This is a genomic window from Streptosporangium sp. H13245 (genome assembly GCF_055690525.1).
This window is the reverse complement of the sequence record NZ_JBSZKT010000017.1, coordinates 39,497-65,792: the sequence shown is the minus strand read 5'-3', so window position 1 is coordinate 65,792 and position 26,296 is coordinate 39,497. Positions and strand designations below refer to the sequence as shown.

Sequence of the window (26,296 nt, the reverse complement as noted above, 5' to 3'; positions counted from 1 at the left end):
CGGGGGCGGGAAGCCACCCACCGACCCGGGAGGGCCTGACCTGCGCGGCCGTCACCGGCCGGGGTGTAACTTTCACCCCCCGGCCCAGCCTCCGCCTCCGCCCCGACCCCGGCCACCCCGGATTCCAGCCTCGTACCGGACCCCGTCACGCCGGTCGCCGGTGGCAGCGTGCCGCTTACGTGAGCACCGCTCTGATCAGGCCCGCCAGCAGTGCCGCGCGGCCGGGCATCTCGGCCACGACGACGTGCTCGTCGTCGGCGTGCGCGCCGCCGCCGACCGCGCCGAGCCCGTCGAGGGTGGGGCAACCGGCCCCGGCGGTGAAGTTGCCGTCGGAGGCTCCGCCCACGCCGACACCCGTGAGGGGGGCGAGTTCCAGGTCGGCGGCGACCTTCCGGGCGAGGGCGAACAGCCCGGCCGACGAGGCGTGCTCCATGGGAGGGCGGTTCGGGCCTCCGATGATCTCAAGGCGGGTCCCGGAGATCCGGGGGGAGAGCGCCCGCATCAGCTCGTCCACCCGCCTCTGCGCGGCGAGGGTGGGCACGCGGGCGTCCACCGACAGGCGGGCCAGCGCGGGCACGGTGTTGGTGGTGGTCCCGGCCGACAGCACGGTGGGCGTGACGGTGACCGGCCCGAGGGACTCCCGCGCCACCGGGTCGAGGTCCGTCCGGTCGCGGTCCGTCTGGTTGCCGTCCGTTCGGTCACGGTCCGTTCGGTCGCCGGGGGCCGGGTCGCCGGGGGCCAGGCCGTCGTTCACCTGGTCGGCGATGCCGGTGACGGCGAGGATCTGGTGGGCCAGCTCGACCCCGGCGTTCGCGCCCCTGGCGGGGTCGAGCCCCGCGTGCGCCCCGCGGCCGTGCACCACGACCTGGTACATCGACGTGCCCTTGCGTGCGATCTTGAGCGCGCCGCCCCCGGCGCTCGCCTCCAGGACGAACGCGGCCGCGCAGCCGCGCGCCGACTCCTCGACCAGCGCGCGCGAGGTCGGGGACCCGACCTCCTCGTCCCCGGTGACCAGCACGCACACCCCGTCCGGTGACGGCAGCGCGGCCAGCGCGTGGAACAGCTGGACCAGCCCGGCCTTCATGTCGAAGACCCCGGGGCCCCGGGCGATCCCGTCGGTGACCGACCAGGGGCGGGCCAGGAGGGAGCCTGTCGGCCAGACCGTGTCGTGGTGGCCGAGCAGCAGCACCCTGGGCGTACCGAAGGTCCACCGCAGGTGGGTGACCCCGCCGACCATGATCGTCTCGGCCCTGGCGCCGAGCCTGCGGTGCCCCTGGTCGGCGACCACCTTCGCGCTGCGGGCCACCGCCGGATGGTCGGCGGAGAACGACTCGCACTCGACGAGCTCTCGCAGGTCCTCAAGCATGACGTCCAGGTTCACCGTGGTCCGCCCCTCCGTCGATCCGTCGATCCTTTGTCACCGCGACCGTACGACAGGCCGGGGCGCCGTCCGGGCCGGATCGCCCACTCCGCGCGGGGCCGGCGGTGATCGGCGCCGGGGCGGAGCGTCGGTGAAGGAAAGCTACAGAGAGTGTCACAGGAGTGGAGATAATTGACGCGGATGGCGGGTCGAACGTATTGTCCGGACAACGCCTACACCCCGGTATTGGTGCCCTGACCTCGAAGAATACCCATCGGAGCGTTCATGAAGCGACTAGCGGCGGCAGCCGCCTCCCTCTGCCTCGCCGCCGTCACCGCGGCATGTGGCGGCAATGTGGACAGCTCCGCCGGTGGCGTCTTCACCACGATCGACGCGCTCAAGCCGGGCATCGACGCGAACGCGCCGATCAACCCGTACAACCCCAAGGGCAACGCCTTCCGGGGGTACAACGCCGAGTGGCTCGGGTGGACCAAGAACCACCTGACCGATCCGAACCAGTTCTACCCGGGGGTCGCGCGGAGCTGGCAGATCGCCCCCGACCAGTCCTCGATCACCCTCAGGCTCCACCCGGGCGGGAAGTGGTCCGACGGCGCGCCGATCACCGCGGAGGACGTGAGGTTCTCCATCGGCCTGGCCTACACCCAGGGCGGCACCGCCTACGCCCTCGACCCCTCCGCCGCCGGTACGGCCTCCGACATCAAGATCCTGGACGACAGGACGATCAAGATCACCCAGGCGGCGCGGAACCCGAGCTCCTCCTTCGTCCGCAGCGTCATGGAGACCGTCATCGTCCCCGAGCACGTCTGGCGCGGCGTGCTGCCCGCCGACTTCTGGCAGAAGCTGAAGCTCGCGCAGAGCGACGCCCCCGGGGCCGAGGCGGCACGGGCCGGGATCACCAGCCTCGCGGACAGGGTCATCTCCTTCGCCCCGCCCAGGGACGTCTCGGCCGGGCCGTTCGTCCTGAAGCGCGTCAACCCCGGCGAGGCGCTGCTGGTCAAGAACAGGAACTTCCACAACGCGGCCAACGTCGCCGCCGACCAGGTACGCATCCTCAACTACACCGGCAACGAGCAGGTCTGGAACTACCTGGTCTCCGGCAGGCTGGACAGCGCGCCGTTCACCGCGGTCCCCGCGGGGGTGATGCGGCGGATCACCGAGACCCCGGGAAACGCCGTCGTCAGGGGATACTCGCCCGTCAGCGAGGGACTGGCGTTCAACCAGTCCAGGAAGCCCTACGACAACGTGCACGTCCGCCGGGCGCTGGCGTACCTGATCGACCGCAGGCAGGTCACCAAGGTCGCCTCCCCCGAGGGCGGCACCGCCTCGGTCACCACCTCGGGGCTGCACCAGCAGGCCGCGAAGGCGTGGCTGGGCGACGGACTCGCCACCCTGGACCCGTACCGGCACGACCCCGCCAGGGCCGAGCGCGAGCTGCGGGCCGCGGGGATGAAGAAGATCGCGGGCCGGTGGACGATGCCCAACGGCGGCCCCTGGAAGATGACCATCAACGTGCCCGCGTCCTTCTCCGACTGGCTCGCCGGTGCCAAGGCCGTCACCAGCCAGCTCAACGACGCCGGGATCGACGCGCAGGTCGTCACCACCGCCGACTACCCGCTCTACCTGGAGGAGATGGCGGCGGGCAAGTACGACATCGGCTTCTGGCTGGTGGCGCTCGGCCCCGCCCCGTACAACATCTTCCAGCGCCTGTACGGGGCCCAGAACGGCTGGCAGCTCTTCGGCGGCAGGCTCAAGCACGTCGCCCCCGGCACGGAGGGCAACTGGATGGGCGGCGCCGAGACCATCGACGTCAGGGGCGCGGGCAGGGTCAACCCCGGTGAGCTGGCGGTCAGGCTGAACTCCGTGCCCGAGGCCGAGCAGCGGCGGATCGTCTCGACCCTCGCCAGGACCGCCAACCAGGACCTCCCGGTGATCCAGCTGTGGGACTACGTCAACACCCAGGTCGTCAACACCACCCGTTTCACCGGATTCCCGGGCGACGAGAGCGACGCGCTGCGCCTCACCTCCGGAGTCTGGCTCCAGCTCGGCATGGTCAAGAGGAAGAGCAGCGTATGACGGTCATCGCACGCCGCCTCGCGGGCCACCTCGCCCGCGGGCTCGTCATGATCCTGGTGGTCACCACGATCAGCTTCGTGATCATCAGGAACATCCCCGGGGACCCCATGCGGGCCCGCTACGAGAAGCTGGTCGAGCAGGGCATGTCACCCGACCAGGCCGAACGCGCCGTCGCGGTGCTCTACGGGTTCATGCCGAAGGGCACGATGTGGGAGCAGTACCTCGACTACATGAGGGGCCTGCTCCACCTCGACCTCGGCCAGTCGCTGAGCGTCCCCGGCGCGGAGGTGACCACCCTGCTCGGCTCGGCGGCCACCTGGACGATCCTGCCGGTCCTCGTCGGCACCCTGCTCAGCTTCGCGGTCGGCATCATCCTGGGCGTCTACGCGGCGATCAAGCGGTCGAGCAGGCTGGGGGACGTCCTGGCCGTCACCGGCTCGCTCCTGCACGGCCTGCCGCAGTACGTCCTCGCGCTGCTGCTGAGCGCGGTCTTCACCACCCTGCTGCCGATCTTCCCCGCGAGCGGCACGGCGGACGTCACGCTCGAACCCGGCCTCAACGCCGCCTACGTCGGCTCGCTGATCCAGTACGCTACGCTGCCGGTCCTGACCTACGCGCTGGCCGGGTACGGGGGCTGGATCCTGGCGATGAAGTCGAGCGTGGTCACCGTGCTGGGCGACGACTTCATCCTGGCCGCCGAACTGCGCGGCATGAGGCGCGGGATCATCTTCCGCTACGTGGCGCGCAACGCCATCCTGCCGCTGTTCACCATCCTGGCGCTCTCGCTGGGCCTGCTGTTCGGCGGCGCGATCTTCATCGAGCGGATCTTCACCTACCCGGGGCTGGGCCTGCTGCTGCTCAACAGCATCACCGACCGCGACTACGCGCTGATGGGCGGGGCCTTCCTGCTGATCACCGTGGCGATCGTCATCGCCAACATCGTGGCCGACATGCTCTACACCGCGATCGATCCACGGGTCCGTTCCGGACAGGAGGCGTCATGACCGGGCGAATCAGGGGAGCCGACGGCTTCACGGGCATACGGGCGGCGGAGGTGGCCGCATGACGGCGCCGGTCATCACCGCGGGCGGCGTTCCCGGCGCCCCCGGAACCTCGGGCACCCCGGGTGCCCCCGGCGTCTCCGGCACCCGCGCGACGCTGCGGCGCAACTTCCGGCGCGGCGTCTGGCGGGTCCTGCGGCGCAAGCCCAGCCGGATCGTGGGCGTGGCCATTTTGGGCGTGTTCGCGTTCATGGGGATCTTCGGGCCGCTGCTCTACCCCGCGCGGCTGCCACGCGACGACAACGCCCTCTACGCGGCGCCGAGCCTGGCACACCCCTTCGGCACCGACTTCGAGGGCACCGACGTACTCGCCCTGGTGATCACCGGGGCCCGGTACGTCCTGCTGACCGCCCTGGTCACCGCCGTCATCACGGTCGCCCTCGGCACCGCCGTCGGGCTGTTCGCCGGATTCCGGCGCGGGCGCTGGGACGCCGTGCTCATGCGGATCACCGACATGAAGCTGACCATCCCCGCCCTCCCGCTGCTGCTGGTCCTGTCGACCGTCTGGAAGTTCACCAGCGCGATCGAGATGGGCCTGGTGCTCGGGCTCCTCGGCTGGGGAGGCGTGGCGCGCGCCGTACGGGCGCAGACCCTCTCGCTGCGCGAGCGCGGCTTCATCGAGGCGGCCAGGGGGCTCGGCCTGTCCAGCGGGCACATCGTCGGCAGGGAACTGCTGCCCAGCATGGCCCCCTTCATCGCGATGAACATGCTCATCGCGGTGACCGGCGCGGTGTACGCGCAGGTGGGCCTGTTCTTCCTGGGCGTCCTGCCGTTCGACGCCAACAACTGGGGCGTCATGCTCAACCTCGCCGTGTTCGGCGGCGGCGCGCTGACGACGACCACCGCGCTGCCCTACATGCTGGCGCCGCTGCTGGCGATCCTGCTGCTCACCCTGGGCATCGTCCTCGTCGTCGACGCCATGGACGAGATCTTCAATCCCCGGCTGCGGGAGGACTGACCAGATGTTCGCACGTTCGGAGAAGGTGTCCGCGACACCGGGCGAGCGGCTGTCCGCCGCCGTGAGAACCTGGAGCGGCCGGGGCACCCGGAACACAGCTCGGGACGCCGAGGGCCTCCGCGAGGCGGCCAGGAGCGGGCCGCCGGGAGTGCGCGTCAGCGACCTGTCCGTCGTCTACCGGACCTCGGCGGGGGAACTCCCCGCCGTGTCGGGGATCGACCTCGAGCTGGTGCCCGGGACGATCACCGGGGTGGTCGGCGAGTCGGGGTCCGGCAAGTCCACCCTGGCGCTGTCGCTGCTCAACGCCGTCCAGCCTCCCGGCAGGATCCGCTCGGGCAGCGTGGAGATCGACGGGCTCGGCGACGTCGTCGGGCTTCGGGGCGACGAGCTGCGCCGGGCGCGGGGACGGCACATCGGGTACGTCTTCCAGGCCGCCCAGAACTCCCTCAACCCGCTCAAGACGGTCGGCAAGCAGCTCCTCGACCTGGGCCGCTCGCACGACATCCAGGACCTTCGGGGCCTGGTCAGGGACGCCAAGGACCTGCTCGGCAGGATGGGCATGGACGGCGCGCGCGTGCTCGACTCCCACCAGCACGAGCTGTCCGGCGGGATGCGCCAGCGGGTCGGCATCATGTTCGCGCTGGTGCTCAACGCCCACCTCGTCGTACTGGACGAGCCCACGACCGCGCTCGACATGATCACCCAGGCGACGATCCTGCGGATCGTCAGGGAGGTGCACGAGGAGCGCGGGCTCACCACGTTCGTGATCACCCACGACCTCGGCGTGGTGGCCGAGGTCGCCGACCGGCTGGCCGTCATGTACGGCGGGCGCGTGGTGGAGCAGGGCCCGACCACCGAGGTGCTCGGCGCCCCCCGCCACCCCTACACCCAGGGCCTGATCCGGGCCATCCCGCGCCTGATCGGCGACATCGGGGAGGCCAGGGCGCTGCCCGGCCGCCCGCCGACGCTTGGGACCGTCCCGTCGCGGGGATGCGTCTTCAGGGAGCGTTGCGAGCTGCGCATGGACGTCTGCGAGACCGAGGAGCCGCCCGCCGTCTCGCGCGGCGAGTGGATCGTGGCCTGCCACGCCGTCGCCGCCCGCCACGCGCGGGAGGACGCGGACGCCACGCGTACCGCGTACGGGACCGGCGGCGGAGCGTCTTCCGCGAACGGAAACGGGAACGGAAGCGAGGCCGGGACGGGCAACGGGAACGCGTACGAGGGCCGTGACGCGGTCCTGCGGGGGGCAGGACGGGCCGCCGGGCCGTACGGACCGAGGGAGAAAGCGTGATCACTGGGCAGGGAATCACGAAGACCTTCAAGCAGCGGGGCGGCATGCTCTCCGGGCGGGAGGTGAAGGCGCTGCGAGGCGTCGACTTCGCCATCCCGAAGGGCGGGGCGGCGTCGTTCATCGGGGAGTCCGGCTGCGGCAAGACGACGCTCGGGCGGATCATCGCCGGGCTGGAGAGCCACGACTCCGGAGAGATCACCATCGACGGCACGCCGATGTCGTCGCTGCGCCCGAAGCAGCGCCAGCCCCACTTCCGCCGCATCCAGCTCATCCACCAGGACCCGTACTCGGCGCTCAACCCGACCCGCACGGTGCACCAGACGCTGGACGCGCCGCTGTCGCTGCGGGCCGCGCAGACCGGCCGCGCCCGGTCGTGGGTGGACGGGCGTGCCCAGGAGCTGCTGGAACTGGTCGGTCTCGACCCCGGCTACGTGCTGCCGCGCTACCCCCACCAGCTCTCCGGCGGCATGCGCCAGCGGGTCGTCATCGCCCGTGCCCTCACCGTCGACCCCGAGATGCTCGTCGCCGACGAGGCCGTCTCCATGATCGACGTGTCGCTGCGGCTGGGCATCCTCGCGCTGCTCAAGGACCTGCGCGAGCGCCTCGGGGTGAGCGTGCTGTTCATCACCCACGACGTGGCGACCGCGCGCTACATCGGCGACGACGGTGAGCTGTACGTCATCTACCGGGGAGAGGTCGTCGAGCGTGGCCACGTCGAGACGATCATCTCCGCCCCCGTGCACCCGTACACCCAGTCGCTGCTGTCGGCCATCCCCGTGCTGCACGGCCTGGAGCGGCCCGGCGAGGAGCCGGTGACGCCGACCGGGGCGCTCGACGAGAGCCGCCTCGACGCGGGCTGCCTGTTCGCCCGGCGCTGCCCGTTCCGTACCGGCCGCTGCGAGTCGGAGCACCCGTCGCTCGGCCACGGCGGAGGTACGCCCCAGGAGCACGCCTGCCTTCACCCGGCTCCCCGCAACGTCGTCGCCATGCCGGTCGGCCGTTCGTGAACCCGCTGGGAAACGGCCCGGAGCCGTGGAGCGTGGGCGAGGCGTCCGGGATCCGCGAGGCTGTCGCGGCCGACGCTGCGGCGCTCGCGGGGATCGCCGGGGCGGCGCTCACCCATGACGCGGGGGAGGCCACGAGCCTGGTCGCCAGGCTCGCCGCGCCGCCCGCGCACCGGTCCTGGACGGCGCTGGTGACGCGCGATCTCGACGGCGTGGTGTTCGCCTCCATGTCGGCACGGGACCCGCACGCGGGCCATGTCGACCTGCTCGCCGTACGCCCCGAGGCCCGGGGGGCGGGCCTGGGCCGGGCGCTGGTCGCCGAGGCCGAGGACTGGCTGCGCGGCCGGGGGGCGACCGAGGCCCGCTTCGCGGGCAACCCGCCCTGCTACGCCTGGCCCGGCGTCGACGTGCGCTACACCGAGGCCGCCTGCCTGGCCGAGAGGCTCGGCTACGAGCGCTACGACGTCGCCTGGAACATGACCGTCGACCTCACCGGGGACCTGTCCGTCGACGCCGACCTCACGCGGCTGGCGGACTTCGGGGTCACCGTGCACGCCGCCGCCCCCGGGGACCGCGCCGCCGTGTCGGCCTTCGTCGGGGAGCAGTGGAACGCGAACTGGGCGTGGGAGGCGGAGCAGGCCGTCGGCTGCCACTACGCGGTCAGGGACGGTGAGATCCTCGGCTTCGCCGCGTGGGGGACGAGGCCCTCCTGGTTCGGCCCGATGGGCACCGCCCCGGCCGCGCGGGGCCTGGGGGTCGGCCGCGTGCTCGTACGCCGCTGCCTCGCCGAGCAGCGGGCCGCGGGCATGTCGAGCGCCCAGATCGGCTGGGTGGGGCCGCTGCGCTTCTACGCCCGGACGGTCGGCGCGCACGCCGAGCGGGTCTTCTGGCTCTACCGCCGCGGGCTGCCGTGACGGCTTCAGCGCCGTGGGCTGCCGTGACGGCTTCAGCGCCGTGGGGTGCCGTGACGGTTTCACCGTCGTGGGGTGCTGTGACGGCTTCCGCGTCGTGGGCTGCTGTGGCGGCCTCACCGTTGTGGGTCGCCGTGACGGCCTCACCGTCATGGGCTGCCGTGACGGGCTCCGCTCGCCGGGGTGGCCCGATGGGCGGGCTCCCAGCGGGTACACGGCTATAACGCCCGCACTGTCAGAAGATCATCTACTTGACAGTAGTGAGACAGGACAACTAACGACATGGGACGTCATGAGTGATCAACCAGCCACACTGTCCGCGCTTTCCACCGAGCAGAGCGATCCGCGCTACAGCAGGATCGACCGGCTCCCCACCGAGCAGGTCGCCCGGCTGATGAACGCGGCGGACACCACGGTGCCCGCGGCGGTGGCCGAGGCGGTTCCGGAGATCTCGGCCGCGGTGGACGCGGTCGTGGCCCGGATGAGGTCGGGGGGCCGCCTGTTCTACGTGGGCGCGGGAACGTCTGGCCGGCTGGCCGTGCTGGACGCCTCCGAGTGCCCGCCGACCTTCGGTACCGATCCCGAGCTCGTCCAGGGCGTCATCGCGGGCGGCCCTCCCGCGCTGACGCGTTCGGTCGAGGGCGCGGAGGACGACCACGCCGGGGGCGCGGACGCCCTCGTGGAACGGGGGGTGGGCGCCCTCGACACGGTGGTGGGCGTCTCCGCCAGCGGTCGCGCGCCCTTCGTGCTCGGCGCGCTCGCCGAGGCGAACCGCCGTGGAGCCCTGACCGTGGCCCTGTCGTGCAACGCCGCGACCCCGCTGTCGGCGGCCGCGCGGCACCCCATCGAGGTGATCGTCGGCCCGGAGGTGGTGACCGGCTCCACCAGGCTCAAAGCGGGAACCGCGCAGAAGCTGGTCCTCAACATGATCTCCACGATCACGATGGTCAAGCTGGGCCGTACCTACGGCAACACCATGATCGAGGTGTCGGCGATGAACTCCAAGCTGGCCGACCGGGCTGCCAGGATGGTGAGCGAGATCACCGGGGCGGCCCTCTCCGCCGCCCGCTCCGCGCTGGAGGCCGCCGGATGGCACGTGAAGGTCGCGGTACTGATGATCGAGCACGGCCTCGACGCCGGTGGCGCCCGGATCCTGCTGGAACGGCACGGCGACCATCTTGAGGCGGCCCTGGAAGCGGCGGCCCAGGCCAGAGGCGCCTGAACCATCCGGAACGGAACCGAGGGCGGGCTCCCTGGCCGGGTTGGCCATGGTGGTCAGTCCCGGGGCGCCTGAACCATCCGGAGCGGAACCGAGAGCGGGGGCGGGAACGGTGGCCGGTCGCGGGGAAGACGCCCGGCTCGCCGGGATCCTTGGGGCGGCGGTGCCGCGTGTCTGCTCGGCGGCGGTGGCCGCGATCGCCGTGGGCGGTGTCACGGTGGCCGCCGCCGCGGTGGGGGAGGCCGTGCGCTACTCGTCGGCCTCGGAGGAGCTCGCCGGAGACCGGCCGCCCGTACTCCGTGACTCGATCTTCGACCTCGCCTCGATCACCAAACTCTTCACCACGGCCGTGATCCTGTCGCTGGCCGAGGACGGCCTTCTCGGCCTGGACGAGCCCGTCGCGGCCTGGCTGCCCGCCTGTTACGGCGGCGCCCCCGAGGTCACCCTGCGGCACCTCCTCACCCACACCGCGGGACTGCCGCCGGGACGCAGGGCCCACGAGGAGATCCCCGGCGACGGCCCGGAGGTCCACGCCACGCGCATGGACCGGATCCTCTCGACACCGCCGACCGGCCCCGCGGGGGAGCGCTACCTCTACTCCGACGTCGGGCTGATCACGGCGGGCCGGGTGGCGGAGATCACCGGCCGGGCCTCCCTGGACGAGCTCACCCGTACCCGGGTCACCGGGCCCCTGGGCCTGCCCGACACCGGCTACCGTCCCGCCGCGTCCCTGCTGCCCCGGATCGTCGCCACCGAGCACAAGCCCGAGCGCCCGGGGCCCGGATGCGTGCGCGGCGAGGTCCACGACGAGACCGCGCACGGCCTGGGCGGGGTCGCCGGGCACGCCGGGATCTTCTCCACCGCCGACGACCTCGTACGCTTCGCCGAGGCGTTGCGTACCGGGGGAGCGCCGGTCCTGGGGCCCGGCACGGTCGCCGAGATCACCCGCGACCACGGCGTGAGGGGCGCGGACTTCCGCCACGGCCTGGGCGTGCGGATCGGCGACCCCGCGATCGTCGGGCCGCTGGCCGACGCCTACGGCCACTCCGGCTTCACCGGCACCTCGCTCGTCGTCGATCCCGGGCGTGCCCTCACCGTCGTCCTGCTGACCAACAACGTCCACCCCCTGCGCGGCCGCGCGGGCATCCGCGACCTGCGCCACGCGGTCGCCACCGAGGCCCTGCGCCTGTCCTGACCGGATCGGCGATCCGCCGGTCGTCTTCCTCGTCTTCCTCGTCTTCCTCGACGAACCGACCACCGGGCTGGATCCCCGGGCGCGCCCAGCCGGTGACCTCAGCCGTCAATGCCATCCGGTCATGTCGTCCCGGTGTCCTGGGGGAACAGGGCGGGGTCCAGCTCGCGGAGCTGGTCTCTTGAGGTGACGCCGAGCTTGGGGAACGCCTTGTAGAGGTGGTTGCCCACGGTCCGCCGGCTGAGGATGAGCTGGGCGGCGATGTCCCGGTTGGTGGCCCCACCGGCCGCCAGCCGGACGACCCGGAGCTCCTGGGGGGTCAGCAGGTCCAGTTCGCCCGCCAGGGACGCGGAGGAGGCGCGCCGGGGATCACTGGCGCGCAGTTCGGCACGGGCCCGGTCGGCCCACGGGCGGGCGCCCAGTTCCTCGAAGCCGGCGAGCGCGGCGCCCAGCTCGCGCGAGGCGCGGGCGCGCCGCCCCCTGCGGCGCAACCATTCGCCGAACAGCAACCGGGTACGGGCGAGCTCGAACGGCTGGCCCGCGCTCTCGTGCAGGTTCAGCGCCTGGTTGTAGAGCGAGTCCGCCTCCCGGCCCTGCTCCAGCAGCGCCCGGACACGCAGGACGAGCGCGGCGGGACCCGGCCTGCCGGTGCCCGCCGCCCACGCCTCGAACCTGACGATCCGCGTGCCGAGCTCGGCACCCCTGCCCGCCTGTACGGCGGCCTCGGCGAGGTCGGGGGTCGAGCGGATCGCCAGGAGCGGGGACAGCGGTCCCTCGGCGAACCGCCGCAGCGCCAGGCCGGGACGACCGTACCCGAGATCCAGCAGGGCCAGCGCCCAGGGGCCGACGGAGGGCCTGGCCGGACCTGGCGGGCGCCTGAACGGGAAGCCGTCCGCCGCGTGCCCGGCTTTTCTGGCGTTCCTGGCCTTCCCGTTGTTTCCGGCACCTCTCCCGGCCGTACCTCCGCCGCCGTCGTCCTTCGCCGTACCGTACGCGATGCTCCTGGCGGCGAGGCGGCGGCACTCCTGTTCGGCGCCCCGCACCGCGGCCAGCCAGGCGAGCAGGCCGGTCAGTGAGCCGGTCAGGTCGTGCCGCCCGGCGTCCCTGGCGAGCAGCAGGGCCTCGGTCGCGCTCGCCGCGGCCTGTCCGTGCAGCCCGGCGGCGGCCTGGGCCGCCGCGAGCATGTGCAGGGCCTTCGGTTCCCTGCCCGGCATACCGTGTGTACGGCACAGGGCCACCAGGCCCTCCGCCCACCGGCAGGCCGAGAGGTCGTCGCCCATGGACAGCAACCACGCCGTGCTCCAGGGAGGCATCCCCGCGTGCTCCGACCGCCAGATGGCCGTACCCGCCGTGTTCGGCCAGGGGTCCGGCCGCTGTGGCGGTCGCGGATCCGGGTCGCCCGCGGTGGGGATCTCCTGCCTGAGGCGGGCGAGTTCGAGACGGGTCGCCGGGGTGGCGAGTGGCAGCGACCGCTCGCTGAGGGCCATGGCGTGCGCGAACTCGCCCACGTCGATCGCCGCCGCCGCGGCCTCGGTGAGCAGGCGGGCGCGCGTGGTCGGGGACTCGCTGAGCTGTGCCGCGTGTTCCAGCGCGGCGCCGCCGTGGCCACGGTCGATGCTGCTCCGCGCGTGCAGCTCCAGCCGGGCCGCCAGCCCGTCGTGGGGGACGGCCGCCGCCGTGGCCGCGTGATGCGCGCTGTCCTGGCCCGGTCCTTCGGCCAGTGCCCCGTGCACCCTGATCCGCTCGGCGATGGGCGCGTCCTGGTAGAGCGCGGGCCGCAGCAGCGGATGGGTGAAGCCGAGCCGACGGCCGGACAGCGACACCAGCCCCGCCCGCTCGGCGGGTTCGAGGTCGCCGAGGTCGCCGCCGAGCCGTTCGACGGCCGCCGCTATCGGCGCCAGTTCGCCGGAGCCCGAGGCGGCGGCGACGAGAAGTGCCAGGCGGGCGGGGGAGGGGAGCGCGGTGACGCCTTCCGTGAACCTTCTCAGCGTGGTCGCGCCGACCGGCATGGTCTCGGGCCTCAGCCTCAGTGGGGACCGGTGCGGATCGGCCGCCATTCCCGTGGCGAACTCCGCCAGCGCCAGCGGGTTGCCTTCCGCCGCCTCGGCGATCTTCCGGCGGGTGAACGGCGTCAGCCGCCCGGCGCGGTCGGCCAGCAGCGCGAGGGAGTCCTCGCGCTCCAGCCGGGACAGGCGCAGGGAAGGCAGGTCGAGCGGGAAGTGCGCGCCGTCGGGCAGGGCGAGGACCAGCGCGTACGGCGCCGTGTGCCGCCGCGCGGCGAACGCCAGCGCCTCGATGGACTCCGGGTCGAGCAGGTGCGCGTCGTCCACCAGGCACAGCACGGGGCCGGTGGCCGCCAGGTCGGCGAGCCTGCCGGTGACGGCCTCCGGTGTCCCCTGGCCGGTGAGGCCGGTACCGAAGAGGTGGTCGACCCCCGCGTACGGCAGGTCCGCCTCGGATTCGACGCCCTGGGTTCGTAGCACCCGTATGCCCCGGACGGTGTCCGCGACATGGTCGAGGAAAGCGGACCGGCCCGCCCCGTACTCGCCCCGAACGAGGAGGGCCCCCGCCCTGCCGCCGCTCACCGCCTTCAACAACCGCCCGATATGGTCAAACTCAGTTGTCCGCCCGTACAACACGCCTGGACTGTAGTCCCCACCTTGATCATTTCAGTGAACGAAGAGTGAACAGTCGGGACCTGAGGTGAGGCGCCGTCTCCGGTGCTGCTTCGATGGTCGGCGTGCTTCAAGGGAGAGCCGTCGAATGTGACCGCATCGAGGGCCTGGTCGCGGGGGCCGGTCGGTCCGAGAGTGGTGTCCTGGTCGTGCGGGGTGAGCAGGGGGCCGGTGCGACGGCCCTCCTGGAGCACGCCGCGGCCGCCGCGGGGAGCGTCCCCGTCCTGCGCGGCGCCTGCCACGCCGGGGAGTCCGGTGTCGGGCTCGCCGCACTGTCCCATCTGCTCGCGCCGCTCGGCCGGGTGGAGCGCGGGGATCGCGTGGCGACCGTCCTCGCCGCGCGTGACCTGCTGACGACCGCCGCGCGGGCCGGGGGCCTGGTGGTCCTGCTGGACGACGCGCACTGGATCGACCGGGCATCGGCGGACACCCTGGTATCGCTCCTCAGAAGACCGGCCGGTGACGGCCTCGTGGTGATCATCGCCGAGCGGGCGGGGCGGCTCTCCAGGCTGGCCGCGCTGCCCGGATGCGACCTCACCCCGCTGGACGCCGGAGCGTGCGCGGCGATACTCGCCGAACGCCATCCCGACATGGTCAGGCGGGTACGCGAGCGGCTCATCGCCTTCTCGGGCGGCAACCCGGGCACGCTGACCACCTGCGCGAACGCGCTGACCATGGAGCAGCGCCTCGGGCAGGCGGCTTCGCCCTGGGCCTACCTCGAAAGACTCCGCTCCCCGGCGCAGGCCGGTCTGGCCGCGCCCGGCGCGGTGCTCGCGGCGCTGCCGGAGCCCACGGTGACGCTGCTCGCCCTGGTCGCCGTCGAGAACACGAGGGAGTTGCGCTCCATCACCCCGGCGGCGAACCTCCTCGGTGTCTCACTCGACGATCTCGCCCCGGCCGAGCGGGCAGGCGTGGTCGGGGTCCTGGACGGCCGGATCGTCGTCAGGCAACCCCTGGTACCCGCCATCGCGTACGGCATGGCGTCGTTCTCGCTGCGTGCCGCCGTACACCGGGCGCTGGTGGCGGCCGGGCATCCGGACGGGCCCTGGCACCGCGCGGCCGTGGCGATCGGCCCCGACGAGGGACTCGCCGCCGAACTGGAGGAACTGGCCGCCCAGACCATGGACGCGGCACAACGCACCGACGCGCTGTGCGCGTCCGCCGACCTGACGCCCGACCCGGCCACCCGCGCCGCCCGCCTGGCCGCCGCCGCCCGTCTGGCCCGGGACGCCGGCCAGACGGAACGGGCGAAGGCGCTGGCCGCCGGGTGTGAGGACCATCAGGGACCAGGCGGGCTCGGGATCGGGGCGGAGGTGGCCGGGGGACCCGGGGCGGAGGCTCCGGGCGCGGCAGCCGCCGCGCTGGCCTCGTCGTGGCGGAGCCTGGCCGAGGGAGACGACACCGAGGCCCGGCTGACCACGGCCGGGCTGCTGGCCCGGCTGCGCTCCCGGCACGAGTACGGCCTGCTGCCCCAGGCGCTGGAGGTCACCGCGGGTGTCCTGGTCCAGAGCGGCACGTGGGACGAGGCGGGAAAGGCGCTGGAGGAGGGGCTGGACATGGCCGGGGAGACCGGGCAGGAACACCAGGCGGCCAGGATCAGAGCCCGGCTGGCCTGGCTGGCCGCCGCCAGGGGCGAGGAGGAAAGGTGCCGCGCCCTGGCCGCCGAGGCGATCGCCTACGGCGAGGCGCGGGCCGCCCCCGAGGTCGTCGCGCTCGGCCTGCGCGCCCTGGGCCTGCTCGACCTGGGCCAGGGCAGGTACGGCGAGGCGGCACGAATCCTGGAGCTGATCGGCGGGGCCGGTCCCGACCTCGCCGAGGCGGCCGTGCGCAGCGGCCGTCTTGACCTCGCCGCCTGGACGCTGTCCCGGATGGAGACCTCGGGGCCCGCCGCGCGGGCGGCCCTGGCCAGATGCGAGGGGCTGCTGGCGCGCGGGAACGCCGCCGACGAGGCGTACGCGACGGCACTGCGGGCGTACGACAGGCTCGGCCGCCCGTACGACCTGGCGAGAACGACCCTCGTCTACGGCGAGTGGTTGCGCAGGGTGGGCCGCCGGGCGGAGGCGCGGGCCCGGCTGACCACCGCGCTGGAGATCTTCCAGCGGCTCGGGGCGGTGCCCTGGGCCCGCAGGGCCGCCGAGGAGCGCGACGCCACCGGCGGCGCGGTACGTGACCCGATCGCGGGCCTGACCACGCAGGAATCCCGCGTCGCCCGGCTGGCGGCCAAGGGGGTCGCGAATCGGGAGATCGCGCAACGGCTCAACCTCAGCCCGCGCACCGTGGAGTCCCATCTCTACCGGGTCTTCCAGAAACTCGGCGTCTCCTCCCGTGGAGAGCTCGCACGGCGGCTCCCCGAGCCGAGTTCGGGGTAACCTCCCCCGGATTCGCCGTCCATCGGTGCGGAGCCGAGCAGGGCGTGTCCCGGAGCCGAGCTCCGTGGCACGCCCTTTTCCGTTCGCGGGGTTTCCGTCCGCGAGGTCGCGAACCCGGCACGGTGGCCGGTTCCGGAAGCGGGGGAGAGGCCGGGCCCCAGGCACCGGTCCGGGAGCCGTCGAGAGCCGTCAAGGACAAATAAGGATCACTGAGACATGCGTCGCAGATGACTCAGACGGGCGGTTCCGCACCCTGACCTGGCCGCCGGGATGACAGATTCGCCAGTTATTCCTGAAGATCTATGGTTCGCGATGGTATGCCGCGCAAGCGGTGACCCACGCCCGCAGCGTGCCTTGAGTCGTAACCGAGATCGGAGTTGGGACATATGACGCCATCGCGAAAGCGGTGGAACACGGGGGCGGCGATCCTGGCGGTCGCCGTGATGACAGGCGGGGCCTTCGGGCCGGCCGCCGATGCCGAGACCCGGCACCCGTCCACCGCGGGGAGGCCCGATCCCCAGGCCACCACCGTGCCGGAACAGCCGCAGGCACCGGAACAGGCGAAGGGCGCGGAGCCGCTCACCGCCACGCCCGAACCCGCCACGCCCGAACCCGCCACGCCGGACGCCGGGGCGTCCGAGCCGGAGCCCGCGGGCCCCACGCCCGACGAACTGCGGGCGCTGGGGCAGGCCCGACAGACAGGCAGGCAGGTGGAGGTCGTCGAGCGGCGTACCGAGACCAGCGACGTCACCGCCAACCCCGACGGCAGCCTGACCCTCCGCCAGCACCTGCGCCCGGTGCGCGCCCAGGCCGACGGCGAGTGGCGCCCGGTGGACCCGACGCTGCGGCGCCGCGCCGACGGGACGGTCGCCCCGCGGTCCACGACCTTCGGCATGTCCTTCTCCGGCGGCGGCACGGGCCCGCTGGCGACCCTGGTCAAGGGAGGCAGGAGCCTCACCCTCACCTGGCCCGAGCCGCTCCCCGCACCGGCCGTGTCCGGCAGCGAGATGACCTACCCCGAGGTGCTGCCCGGCGTCGACCTGAAGATCCTGGTGGAGGCCGACAACTTCGTCAGCCACCTGATCGTCAAGAACGCGCGGGCCGCGGCCGACCCCAGGCTGCGCTCCCTCACCTTCCGCGTCGGCGGGAAGGGGCTGCGACTGGCCACCGACCCGCAGGGCGGCCTCACCGCCACCGACGACGCGGGCGGGCAGGTCTTCAGCGCGCCCCGTCCCCTGATGTGGGACTCCTCGGCCGGCGCCCGGGCCGGGCTCCGTCAGGGGAACGCCCGCTCGGCGAAGCCGGCCGAGACCGGTCCCGCCCGCACCGCCCAGATGACCGCCGAGGTCGGCGGCGACCGGCTGCGGATCGTGCCCGACAGCGCGATGCTCGACGACCCCGCCACGGTCTACCCCGTCACCATCGACCCGATCTTCAACGACGGCTACAAGAACCACTGGTCGGTCGCCTACAAACAGGCGGGCTCGCCCTCCATAGCGGACACCGCCTTCTACGACGGCACCAAGAAGATCGGCAGTGAGAGCCCGGTCGAGGCGCGGGTCGGCTACGAGGACTGGACCGGTGGGACGGCGCGCTCCTACTTCCAGATGAACACCGACGACCTGCGGGGCTCACGCATCGTGTCGGCGACGTTCAACGTCCTCAACACCTACTCCTACAGCTGCACCAAGATGCCGGTGCAGCTCGGCTGGACCGGCGGCATCGGCTCCAGCACCACCTGGAACAACCAGCCGACCTGGAAGAAGACGCTGCAGACCAAGTCCTACGCGCACGGCTGGTCCACCAGTTGCGCCGGTGGCGGTGAGGACTACGCCGCCGTCGCGCTGCGCGAGGCCGTCCAGGAGAACGCCGACCTTGGCGGCTCGCAGATCACCCTGGGCCTGCGCGCCGAGCCGGGCACCGAGGACGACCCGCGAAGCTGGAAGCGGTTCCGGGTCAACTCCACCAACCCGGTGCTCGAGGTCACCTACAACAACACGCCCAAGGTCAACTCCAAGGCCGCCTACCTGGGCACGTGGGGGAACAACGCGAACGACGTGCCGATCCGCTGCGACAACAACCCGGCGACCTGGCCGGTGGTCGGCAACACCGGCATCGCGCTGACCGCGAAGGTGAGCGACCCCGACGACCACGACGTCACGGCGAAGTTCCTGGTCTGGCAGGTGGGCGGGAACACCGTGGCCACCCCCTCCGACAAGGTGAGCAGCGGTGGGACCGCGAGCGTGACCGTCGCCGCGGGGACGTTCAGGGACACGGCCAGTTACCGCTGGACCGTCCAGGCCACCGACGGCATCGACATGACCGGCGGGGCGGGCGACTGCGGCTTCGTGTTCGACAAGCAGGCGCCGACCAAGCCCGTCGTCACCGCCACCGACGGGCAGCCGCTCGACGTCGCCACGGTGCCCGCCCGCGCGCGCCGTACGATCAAGTTCACGTCCACCGACACGCAGCTGGACGGCTTCTGCTACACGCTCAACCACCCGCTGTCCATCGGCGGTGACCGCTGCTCCGACGGCACCTGGGTGGACGCCGTCAACGGCGCGGCCACGGTGAGCGTCGTGCCGCCCCGCTGGCCCAACAACCGCCTGCACGTCGTCGCCTACGACGTCGCGGGCAACGTCTCCACCTACAGCGGCGCGTCCTCGGACGCGGAGACCAACACCACGCTGATCCTCACCACCGCCCCCCAGTTCGTCGCCGACCCCGACGGCATCGCCGCCGGAGACCGCGACGGCGACCTGAACGGCGACGGCCACCCCGACTTCCTGGCCGTGGCCAAGGACGGCCGCCTGCTCTTCTACACCGGCAAGGGTGACGGCACGGTCGCCTGGAACCGGACCTTCCCCAGCGGCTGGAACGACGCCAGGCTCGCCCACCGCGGCGACCTCGTCGGTCCCGAGAACGGCATGGGACCGGACGGCTACGAGGACGCCTTCGTGCTCAAGGACGACCGGCTCTGGATCTACCCCGGGGACGGGCTGGGTGAGCCGCTGCTGTGGGGCCGCCGCGAGCTGAAGCACCCGGGCGGCGGGAACTGGGCGGCCGCCACCCAGGTGATCGCACCCGGTGACATCGACGGCAGGCTGGGCGTCGACCTCATCGTCAACGAGGGCGGCAAACTGCTGCTGTTCTCCGGCACCCAGGCCGGGCCGCTCGCGACCGCCACCAACGGCGAGCTGGCCGCGCCGACGGTGATCGGCGCCTCCGGCTGGGCCGACCTCGACGCGATCGCACCCGGTGAGGTCACCCCCGACGCCAACGGCGACGGCGCGCCCGACGAGGGCAACGCGCCCGACCTGATCACCAGGAGCCGCTCCACCGGCGAGATGTGGATCCACCCCGGCATCCGGGCCGCCGACGGCGGCTACACGCTCGCGCCGCGCCGCGCCTACGGCCTCGGTGGCTGGACCTCGGCCGCCCGGCCCGCCCTCACCTCCAACGGCAACGCCCAGGGCACGGTCGTCACGGTGGACGGGGCCACGCGCTTCCAGCCCACGCCGGGACAGGAGACGCCCGACATCTGGTCCACCGGAACCGGCGGGGTCGACAACACCGGGGTCCTCTACTTCTCCCCCGGCGCCCCGGCCGACCGTGGCGCGGCCGTCAAGATCGGCGACTCGTACTGGGTCAGCAACATGGCCGGTATCTACTGATGGGAACGCATCGGATGACGCAGACACCCGCGGCCGGCCGTACCCGCCGGCTGCTGTACGCGGGCCGGACCCGTACCGCCCGCCTGATCGCCATGGCCGTCACCGGCGTGCTGGTGAGCTCCGTGCTCCAGGCCCCGCCCGCGACCGCCCAGGCCCCCGATTTCACCGTCAGACCCGTACAGAAGGAGAAGTCGGTCGGCGGCGGCACCGTGGCCAAGGACACCGCCACGCCGCCCAGTGACAGCGACCGCCGCCCGTGGAAGGCGCAGGCGCCGGTCGCCTGGCCCACGGGCGCCGCCGAGCTGGGACCCCGCCGCGCGGCGGGGAACCTGCCGGTACGGCTGGCCCGTGGCCCGGCCAAGGTCCGGGTCGAGGTCGCCGAGCGGGCCGCCGCCCAGCGCGCCGGCGTGGACGGCCTGCTGCTGACGCTGCGCCGCGCCGACGGCGAGAGCGGCGCCGAGCGGTCGGCCGTCGAGGTCGGCTACGGCGCCTTCAAGGGCGCCTTCGGCGCCGACTGGGCCTCCCGGCTCACCCTGGTCCAGCTCCCCGAGTGCGCGCTGACCACTCCGGAACGCGAAGAATGCCGCACCGGCCGGCCGCTCACCACCAAGAACGACACCGCGGCCGGCACGCTGGCCGCCGAGGTGGACGTGGCCGGGGCGACCGTACTGGCCGCCGCCGCGGCGCCCGCGGGTTCCGGCGGCACCTACACCGCCACCTCCCTGGCCCCCTCCGGCGAGTGGTCCGGTGGCGGCAACTCCGGCTCCTTCGGCTACGGCTACGACATCGACGTGCCATCCTCCCCCGGCGAGCTGGACCCGGACGTGAGCCTGTCCTACTCCTCGGCCTCGGTGGACGGCAGGACCGCGTCCACCAACAACCAGCCGTCATGGGTGGGCGAGGGCTGGGACTACGACCCCGGCTACATCGAGCGCAGCTACGTGGCCTGCAGGGACGACAGGGGCGAGGGCTCCAACAGCCCCGACAAGGTCGGCGACCTGTGCTGGAAGTCCGACAACGCCATGCTCAGCATGGACGGCTCCTCCACCGCCCTGGTCCGCGACGACACCACCGGCAGGTGGCGGCTGGCCGACGACGACGGCTCCAGGGTCGAGCACCTGAACGGCACGGCGAGCGACACCGCCAACGGCGACAACGACAACGAGTACTGGCGGGTCACCAAGACCGACGGCACCCAGTACTGGTTCGGCAAGAACCGGCTGCCCGGCTGGAGCACCGGCAAGCCGGAGACCGGCTCCGGGCGCACCGTCCCGGTCGCGGGCAACCACTCGGGCGATCCCTGCCGCGCCTCGGCCTACGCCGACTCCTTCTGCAACCAGATGTGGCGCTGGCAGCTCGACTACGTGGTGGACCCGCAGGGCAACGCCATGGCGTACTACTACACCAAGGAGACCGGCGCCTACGCCAGGAACAAGGCGTCCACCGCCACCGCCTCCTACACGCGCGGAGGCTATCTGAACCGGATCGAGTACGGCCTGCGCTCCGGCCAGGTCTACGCGACCGCCCCGGCGAAGGTCGTCTTCGGCGTCAGCGAGCGGTGCCTGTCGGCCTGCACCACCTTCGACGTCGCGCACGCGGCGAACTGGCCGGACACCCCGGTGGACCAGAACTGCACCATCGACAAGACGTGCAAGACGATCGCCCCCACCTTCTGGTCCCGCAAGCGGCTCACCTCGATCACCACCCAGGTGCTCAAGGGCACCGCCTACGCCGACGTGGACTCCTGGGCACTGGCCCAGCAGTTCCCCGGCAGCGGTGACGCCTCCAGCGCCGCGCTGTGGCTGTCGTCGGTCACGCACACCGGCAAGGCGGTCGGCACCGCGATCACGCTGCCCGCCGTGACGTTCGGCGGCACGCTGATGGAGAACAGGGTGGACGCGGCCGAGGGCCGCCCGCCGCTGAACAAGTATCGCCTCACCAGGATCAGCTCCGAGTCGGGCGCCGACACGCTGGTCACCTACTCCGCCAAGGAGTGCACCTACGGCGCCACCCCCCAGCCCGACACCAACACCAAGCGCTGCTTCCCGGCCTTCTGGTCGCCCGAGGGCTACATCGACCCGATCAAGGACTGGTTCCACAAGTACGTCGTGACGAAGGTCGTCGAGGACGACAAGGTGGCCGGTTCCGGCTCGGAGTCCAAGGTCACCTCCTACGAGTACCTCGGCGGCGCGGCCTGGCGCCGCGACGACTCCGAGTTCACCCTGGACAAGCACCGGACGTGGAGCATGTTCCGCGGCTACGGACAGGTCCGGACGAAGGTGGGCGAGCAGAACCGGACGCAGAGCGACACCATCTACTACCGGGGCATGGACGGCGACAAGCTCGCCGACGGCTCGGTGCGGAACGTCACGGTCGCGGACTCGGAGGGGGCCAGGGTCGACGACGCCGACGTCCTCGCCGGGACCTCGCGCGAGCTCGTCACCTACACCGGCGAGAACGGCCAGATCGCCACGGCGAGCGTCTCCGACCCGTGGCTGTCGGCCGCCACCGCCACCCGCGCCCGCCCAGGGCTGCCCGCGCTGACCGCCCGGATACAGGACGTCGCCAAGGTCCGCGCCCGCACCCTGGTCACCACCGCGAGCGGTACGGCGTGGCGGCGCACCCAGGTCGACTCGTCCTACAACGACGACGGCCTGGTCACCCAGGTCGGCGACCAGGGCGACCTGTCGGTCACCGGTGACGAGGAGTGCAAGCGCACCACCTACGCCACCCGGGACACGACCAACTGGCTGGTCGGCTACCCCGCCTCCACGCTGACGACGTCGGCGACCTGCCAGACGCCCGCCTCCGCCGCGAACACGGTGGGAGAGGAGCGGCTGTACTACGACAAGCAGGCGCTCGGCGCCGCGCCGGTCGCGGGCAAGGCCGGTGTCACCCGGACCGAGAAGCTGTGGAAGTACGTCGACGGCAGGCCGGTCCACACCGCGACCACCCAGGAGTACGACGTCTACGGCCGGGCCGTCGCCTCCGCCGACGAGCTGGGCCACCCGACCACGACCTCCTACACCCCGGCGACCGGCGCGTTCCCCACGGCCAAGACCGTGACCAACGTCAAGGGTCACGCGACGACGACCACCCTGGACGGCACCCGGGGCCTGGTCCTGTCGGAGCAGGACGCCAACGGCCGCATGTCCTACACCGACCACGACGCGCTGGGCAGGCTCACCGCGGTCTGGATGGGAGGGCGCGCCAAGACGGCGAGCGCCAGCATGACCTTTTCCTACGCCCCCTCCACCACGGTCCCGACCGCGGTGACCAAGAAGGACCTGCTGGAGAACGGCACGTACAAGACCACGGTCACGCTGTACGACGGCCTGCTGCGGCAGCGGCAGACGCAGGTGGCGGCGCCCACCGGCGGACGGGTGGTCCAGGACAACTTCTACGACTCCCACGGCCGGGTCTGGAAGACCAACGACGTCTACTGGAACTCCGCCGCCCCCTCCGCCACCCTGCTCAGCGTGGCGGACAACCTGGTCCCCGCCCAGACCGAGACCGTCTTCGACGGGCAGGACCGTGCGGTCACGGAGATCTACAAGTCGCTGAACGTGGCGAAATGGCGGACCGAAACGGTACACGGCGGCAACTACACCGCCATGACCCCGCCCGACGGTGACACGGCCACCCTCACCATCTCCGACTCCGAGGGACGCACCACCGAGCTGCGTCAGTATCGGGACCGCGAACCGGCCTTCGACGCGCCGGCCTCCGCCTACGACGCCACCAAGTACACCTACGACCCGGCGGGACGGCTCAAGACCGTGGTCGACCCGGTGGGCAACACCTGGACCTACGACTACGACGTACGCGGTGACCAGGTCCAGACGACCGACCCCGACAAGGGCCTGACGAAGTTCACCTACGACGCGGCGGGCAACCTGGAGACCAGCACCGACGCGCGCAAGGTCACCCTCACCTACGCCTACGACGACCTCGACCGTAAGATCTCGCTCAGCCAGGGCGCGACCAAGCGGGCCGAGTGGTCCTACGACACCCTGCCCGGTGGCAAGGGCCTGCCGGTCACCGACACCCGGTGGGAGAACGGCAGCGCCTACACGACCTCCGTCAAGGGCTACGACGCCGTGGGCCGGGGCACCGGCACCACGGTGACGATCCCGGCGGCCGAGGGCACGCTCGCGGGCACCTACACCACGAGCACCACCTACCGGCCGGTCACCGGATCGATCGCGACCACCTCCTACCCGGCCGTCGGCGGCCTGCCCGCCGAGACCCTCAACCACGGATACGACACCTTCGGCAACCCCGCCTCGCTGAACAACGGCTCCCAGGTCTACGCCAACGGCACGCAGTACTCGCCCTACGGCGAGGTGCTGCAGACCGTGCTCGGCGCCGTCGGCTCCAGGGTCGTGCACACCCAGGTGTACGAGGACGTCACCCGGCGCCTGGCCCAGGTCCTCAACGACCGGGAGAAGACCGGGCCGCAGACGATGGACGACGTCGTCTACTCCTACGACGCCGCCGGGAACATCGTCAAGGTCCGCAACGACCGCGACGACAAGACCCGCACCGACACCCAGTGCTACCGCTACGACCACCTGCGCAGGCTGACCAAGGCGTGGACGGCCCTCGACGACTGCGCGGGCGACCCGTCCACCGCCACGGTCGGCGGGCCCGAGCCGTACTGGCAGAGCTTCGAGTTCGACGCGGTGGGCAACCGGACCGCCGAGACCCGCCACGCCGTCGGCGGCGCCACCGGCGACACCGTGCGTGCCTACACCTATCCCGCGCCGGGCCAGGCGCGACCGCACACCCTGAGCAAGGTGGCCTCCACCGGTCCCGGCGCGCGGACCGACAGCTACGAGTACGACGACACCGGCAACACCACCCGGCGGGTCACCGCGCTGGGCGACCAGGGGATGACCTGGGACGCCGAGGGACGCCTGGGCACCTCCACGGTCGCGGGCAAGGAGACGTCGTTCGTCTACGACGCCGACGGTGAGCGGCTGCTGCGCCGCGACCCCGACGCCGTCACCCTCTACCTGGGTGGCCAGGAGCTGAAGCTCACCAGGGCGACGGCCAAGGTTGACGGCACCCGCTACTACGAGGTCCCGGAGGCGACCGTGGTCCGCACCACGGCCGGCGGGGTCAGCTACGTACTGGCCGACCACCACGACACCGGCGAGCTGTCGGTCAACGCCACCACCCTGGCCTACGCCCGCCGCTCGACCACGCCCTACGGCGCCGTACGCGGCACGGACCCGGCCTCCTGGCCGGGGGAGCGGGGCTTCGTCGGCGGCACGATCGACAAATCGATGGGCCTGACCAAACTCGGTGCCCGCGAGTACGACGCCGACACCGGCAGGTTCGTCTCCGCCGACCCGATCATGGATCTCACCGATCCGCAGCAGATCAACGGCTACGCCTACGCCAGTAACAACCCGGTCACCTGGCATGACGCCTCGGGTGAGCGGGTCTGCACCGACTCGGAGTGCGCTCAGCAGGGCACCCGTCCCGACGGGACGCCGATCAAGAAACCCAAGAAGTCCAAGAAGCCCGGCAAGAAGGGCACGTCCAACTCCTCCGGCCGCCCGAGGAGCAGCCCCCGGATGAGCGCGTCCAACTGCCCCACCGCCGAGTGCTACCGCGAGCTCACCGACGCGGCCTACGCCGAGCAGATGCGCAGGTACCTGGAGGAGATCAACAGGCAGAACGCCGAGAGGCTCAAGCTGGAGCGCCAGCTTGAGGAGCTCAAGCGAAAGCAGGAGGAGGCCAAGCAGCGGGCCAAGAAGAAGAAGCCGTGGTGGAAGTCGAAGGTGGCGCGGTTCGCCGGGACGCTGGTCATCGGGGTGGCGGGGACCGCGCTGGCCGTCGGCTGCGGGATCTCCATCGTCTGCGGGGTCGCGCTGGGCGCCGCCACGGGCATGGCCTCGTACACCGCGATGAACGCGGGTGAGAAAACCTGGAACTGGAACCACTTCGCCATGTCCGGCGTCGGAGGTGCCGCCCTGGGCGGTGCCTCCCGTATCTACCAGGGCGGGCGAGACGCCTACAAGGCGGCCAGGGGCGTCGCCGGGGTCCGGCTCACCCGGGGCACCCCCAACCTTCCCGCCGTCACGCCGAAGACCGAGATGCTCTCGGGAGCGAAATTCATGAACAAGTACCAGTGGCAGTGGGGACTGAAACCGACCAGGTTCAGCCCCAACATGCTCAAGTCGCCGTACAACCTGCCGAAGCCATGACGAGAAGCTGGGTGATCGTGCGCTTCGCCGCGACCTTCCGCAGGCCGCGCAACCTCGGGATCGTGGCCGTGACGGTCGTGCTGTGCGCCGCCACGGCGGTGTGGGCCGATCCGGCCGTCTTCTCCTGGCTCGTCGTGCTGATCGGCCTGACCGGGTCCGCCTTCGTGGACCCCGTCTACCGGGAGGACGGCGGCAGGGCGGGACACGGGGCGGGCCCGCGCCCCGACGGGGGTGACACCTCGCCGTAGCGGGCCATGACGACGACCGGCG

Annotated in this window: 14 protein-coding genes; 12 read left to right on the top strand and 2 right to left on the bottom strand. The window is 72.3% G+C overall.

Translation table 11 applies throughout. From position 1 onward, the window contains the following. Positions 1-175 precede the first annotated feature (175 nt). Positions 176-1,381 carry a M20 family metallopeptidase gene (locus ACW9TB_RS23450; protein ID WP_472750198.1) on the bottom strand — a complete coding sequence of 402 codons (1,206 nt, stop codon included), beginning with the start codon at positions 1,379-1,381 and terminating at the stop codon, positions 176-178. A gap of 264 nt (positions 1,382-1,645) precedes the next feature. Here ACW9TB_RS23450 and ACW9TB_RS23445 point away from each other — a divergent pair, with 264 nt between their 5' ends. From ACW9TB_RS23445 to ACW9TB_RS23410, 8 genes are all read left to right on the top strand, one after another. Beyond that, positions 1,646-3,454 (top strand): ABC transporter substrate-binding protein, encoded by a 1,809-nt coding sequence (locus ACW9TB_RS23445; RefSeq protein WP_472750197.1) that lies wholly within the window; start codon positions 1,646-1,648, stop codon positions 3,452-3,454. Continuing rightward, positions 3,451-4,458, top strand: a complete 1,008-nt coding sequence (locus tag ACW9TB_RS23440) for an ABC transporter permease (protein ID WP_472750196.1) — start codon at positions 3,451-3,453, stop codon at positions 4,456-4,458. The genes ACW9TB_RS23445 and ACW9TB_RS23440 overlap by 4 nt, the downstream gene beginning before the upstream one ends. Before the next feature lie 58 nt (positions 4,459-4,516). Further along, entirely contained in the window at positions 4,517-5,473 is a 957-nt protein-coding gene (locus ACW9TB_RS23435) for an ABC transporter permease (protein ID WP_472750195.1), read from the top strand. 4 nt (positions 5,474-5,477) lie between these two features. Continuing rightward, a complete protein-coding gene (locus ACW9TB_RS23430) occupies positions 5,478-6,764 on the top strand; it encodes an ABC transporter ATP-binding protein (protein WP_472750194.1) in 1,287 nt (428 codons plus the stop codon). Then, on the top strand, positions 6,761-7,771 hold the full coding sequence (locus tag ACW9TB_RS23425) for an ABC transporter ATP-binding protein (RefSeq protein WP_472750193.1): 1,011 nt from the start codon (positions 6,761-6,763) through the stop codon (positions 7,769-7,771). Before ACW9TB_RS23430 ends, ACW9TB_RS23425 begins: the two co-directional genes overlap by 4 nt. Then, positions 7,768-8,682 (top strand): GNAT family N-acetyltransferase, encoded by a 915-nt coding sequence (locus ACW9TB_RS23420; RefSeq protein ID WP_472750192.1) that lies wholly within the window; start codon positions 7,768-7,770, stop codon positions 8,680-8,682. Before ACW9TB_RS23425 ends, ACW9TB_RS23420 begins: the two co-directional genes overlap by 4 nt. 289 nt (positions 8,683-8,971) lie before the next feature. Continuing rightward, positions 8,972-9,901: an N-acetylmuramic acid 6-phosphate etherase gene (gene murQ / locus ACW9TB_RS23415; RefSeq protein ID WP_472750191.1), complete on the top strand. Its 930-nt coding sequence runs from the start codon at positions 8,972-8,974 to the stop codon at positions 9,899-9,901. Positions 9,902-10,010: 109 nt separating this feature from the next. After that, positions 10,011-11,093, top strand: coding sequence for a serine hydrolase domain-containing protein (locus tag ACW9TB_RS23410; protein ID WP_472750190.1), 1,083 nt, complete (start codon positions 10,011-10,013; stop codon positions 11,091-11,093). Between the two features lie 119 nt (positions 11,094-11,212). Here ACW9TB_RS23410 and ACW9TB_RS23405 read toward each other — a convergent pair whose 3' ends face one another. Continuing rightward, a complete protein-coding gene (locus ACW9TB_RS23405) occupies positions 11,213-13,729 on the bottom strand; it encodes a helix-turn-helix transcriptional regulator (protein ID WP_472750189.1) in 2,517 nt (838 codons plus the stop codon). Positions 13,730-13,830: 101 nt separating this feature from the next. Here ACW9TB_RS23405 and ACW9TB_RS23400 point away from each other — a divergent pair, with 101 nt between their 5' ends. The 4 genes from ACW9TB_RS23400 to ACW9TB_RS23385 all read left to right on the top strand — a co-directional run bounded on the left by ACW9TB_RS23400 (position 13,831) and on the right by ACW9TB_RS23385 (position 26,274). Then, positions 13,831-16,134, top strand: a complete 2,304-nt coding sequence (locus tag ACW9TB_RS23400) for a helix-turn-helix transcriptional regulator (protein ID WP_472750188.1) — start codon at positions 13,831-13,833, stop codon at positions 16,132-16,134. Positions 16,135-16,520: 386 nt separating this feature from the next. Continuing rightward, the gene (locus ACW9TB_RS23395) at positions 16,521-19,808 is read left to right on the top strand and encodes a DNRLRE domain-containing protein (protein ID WP_472750187.1); all 3,288 of its coding nucleotides are present in this window, start codon (positions 16,521-16,523) and stop codon (positions 19,806-19,808) included. Positions 19,809-19,822: 14 nt separating this feature from the next. Beyond that, positions 19,823-26,026, top strand: coding sequence for an RHS repeat-associated core domain-containing protein (locus ACW9TB_RS23390; RefSeq protein ID WP_472750186.1), 6,204 nt, complete (start codon positions 19,823-19,825; stop codon positions 26,024-26,026). After that, a complete protein-coding gene (locus ACW9TB_RS23385; protein ID WP_472750185.1) occupies positions 26,023-26,274 on the top strand; it encodes a hypothetical protein in 252 nt (83 codons plus the stop codon). The genes ACW9TB_RS23390 and ACW9TB_RS23385 overlap by 4 nt, the downstream gene beginning before the upstream one ends. Positions 26,275-26,296 lie beyond the last annotated feature (22 nt).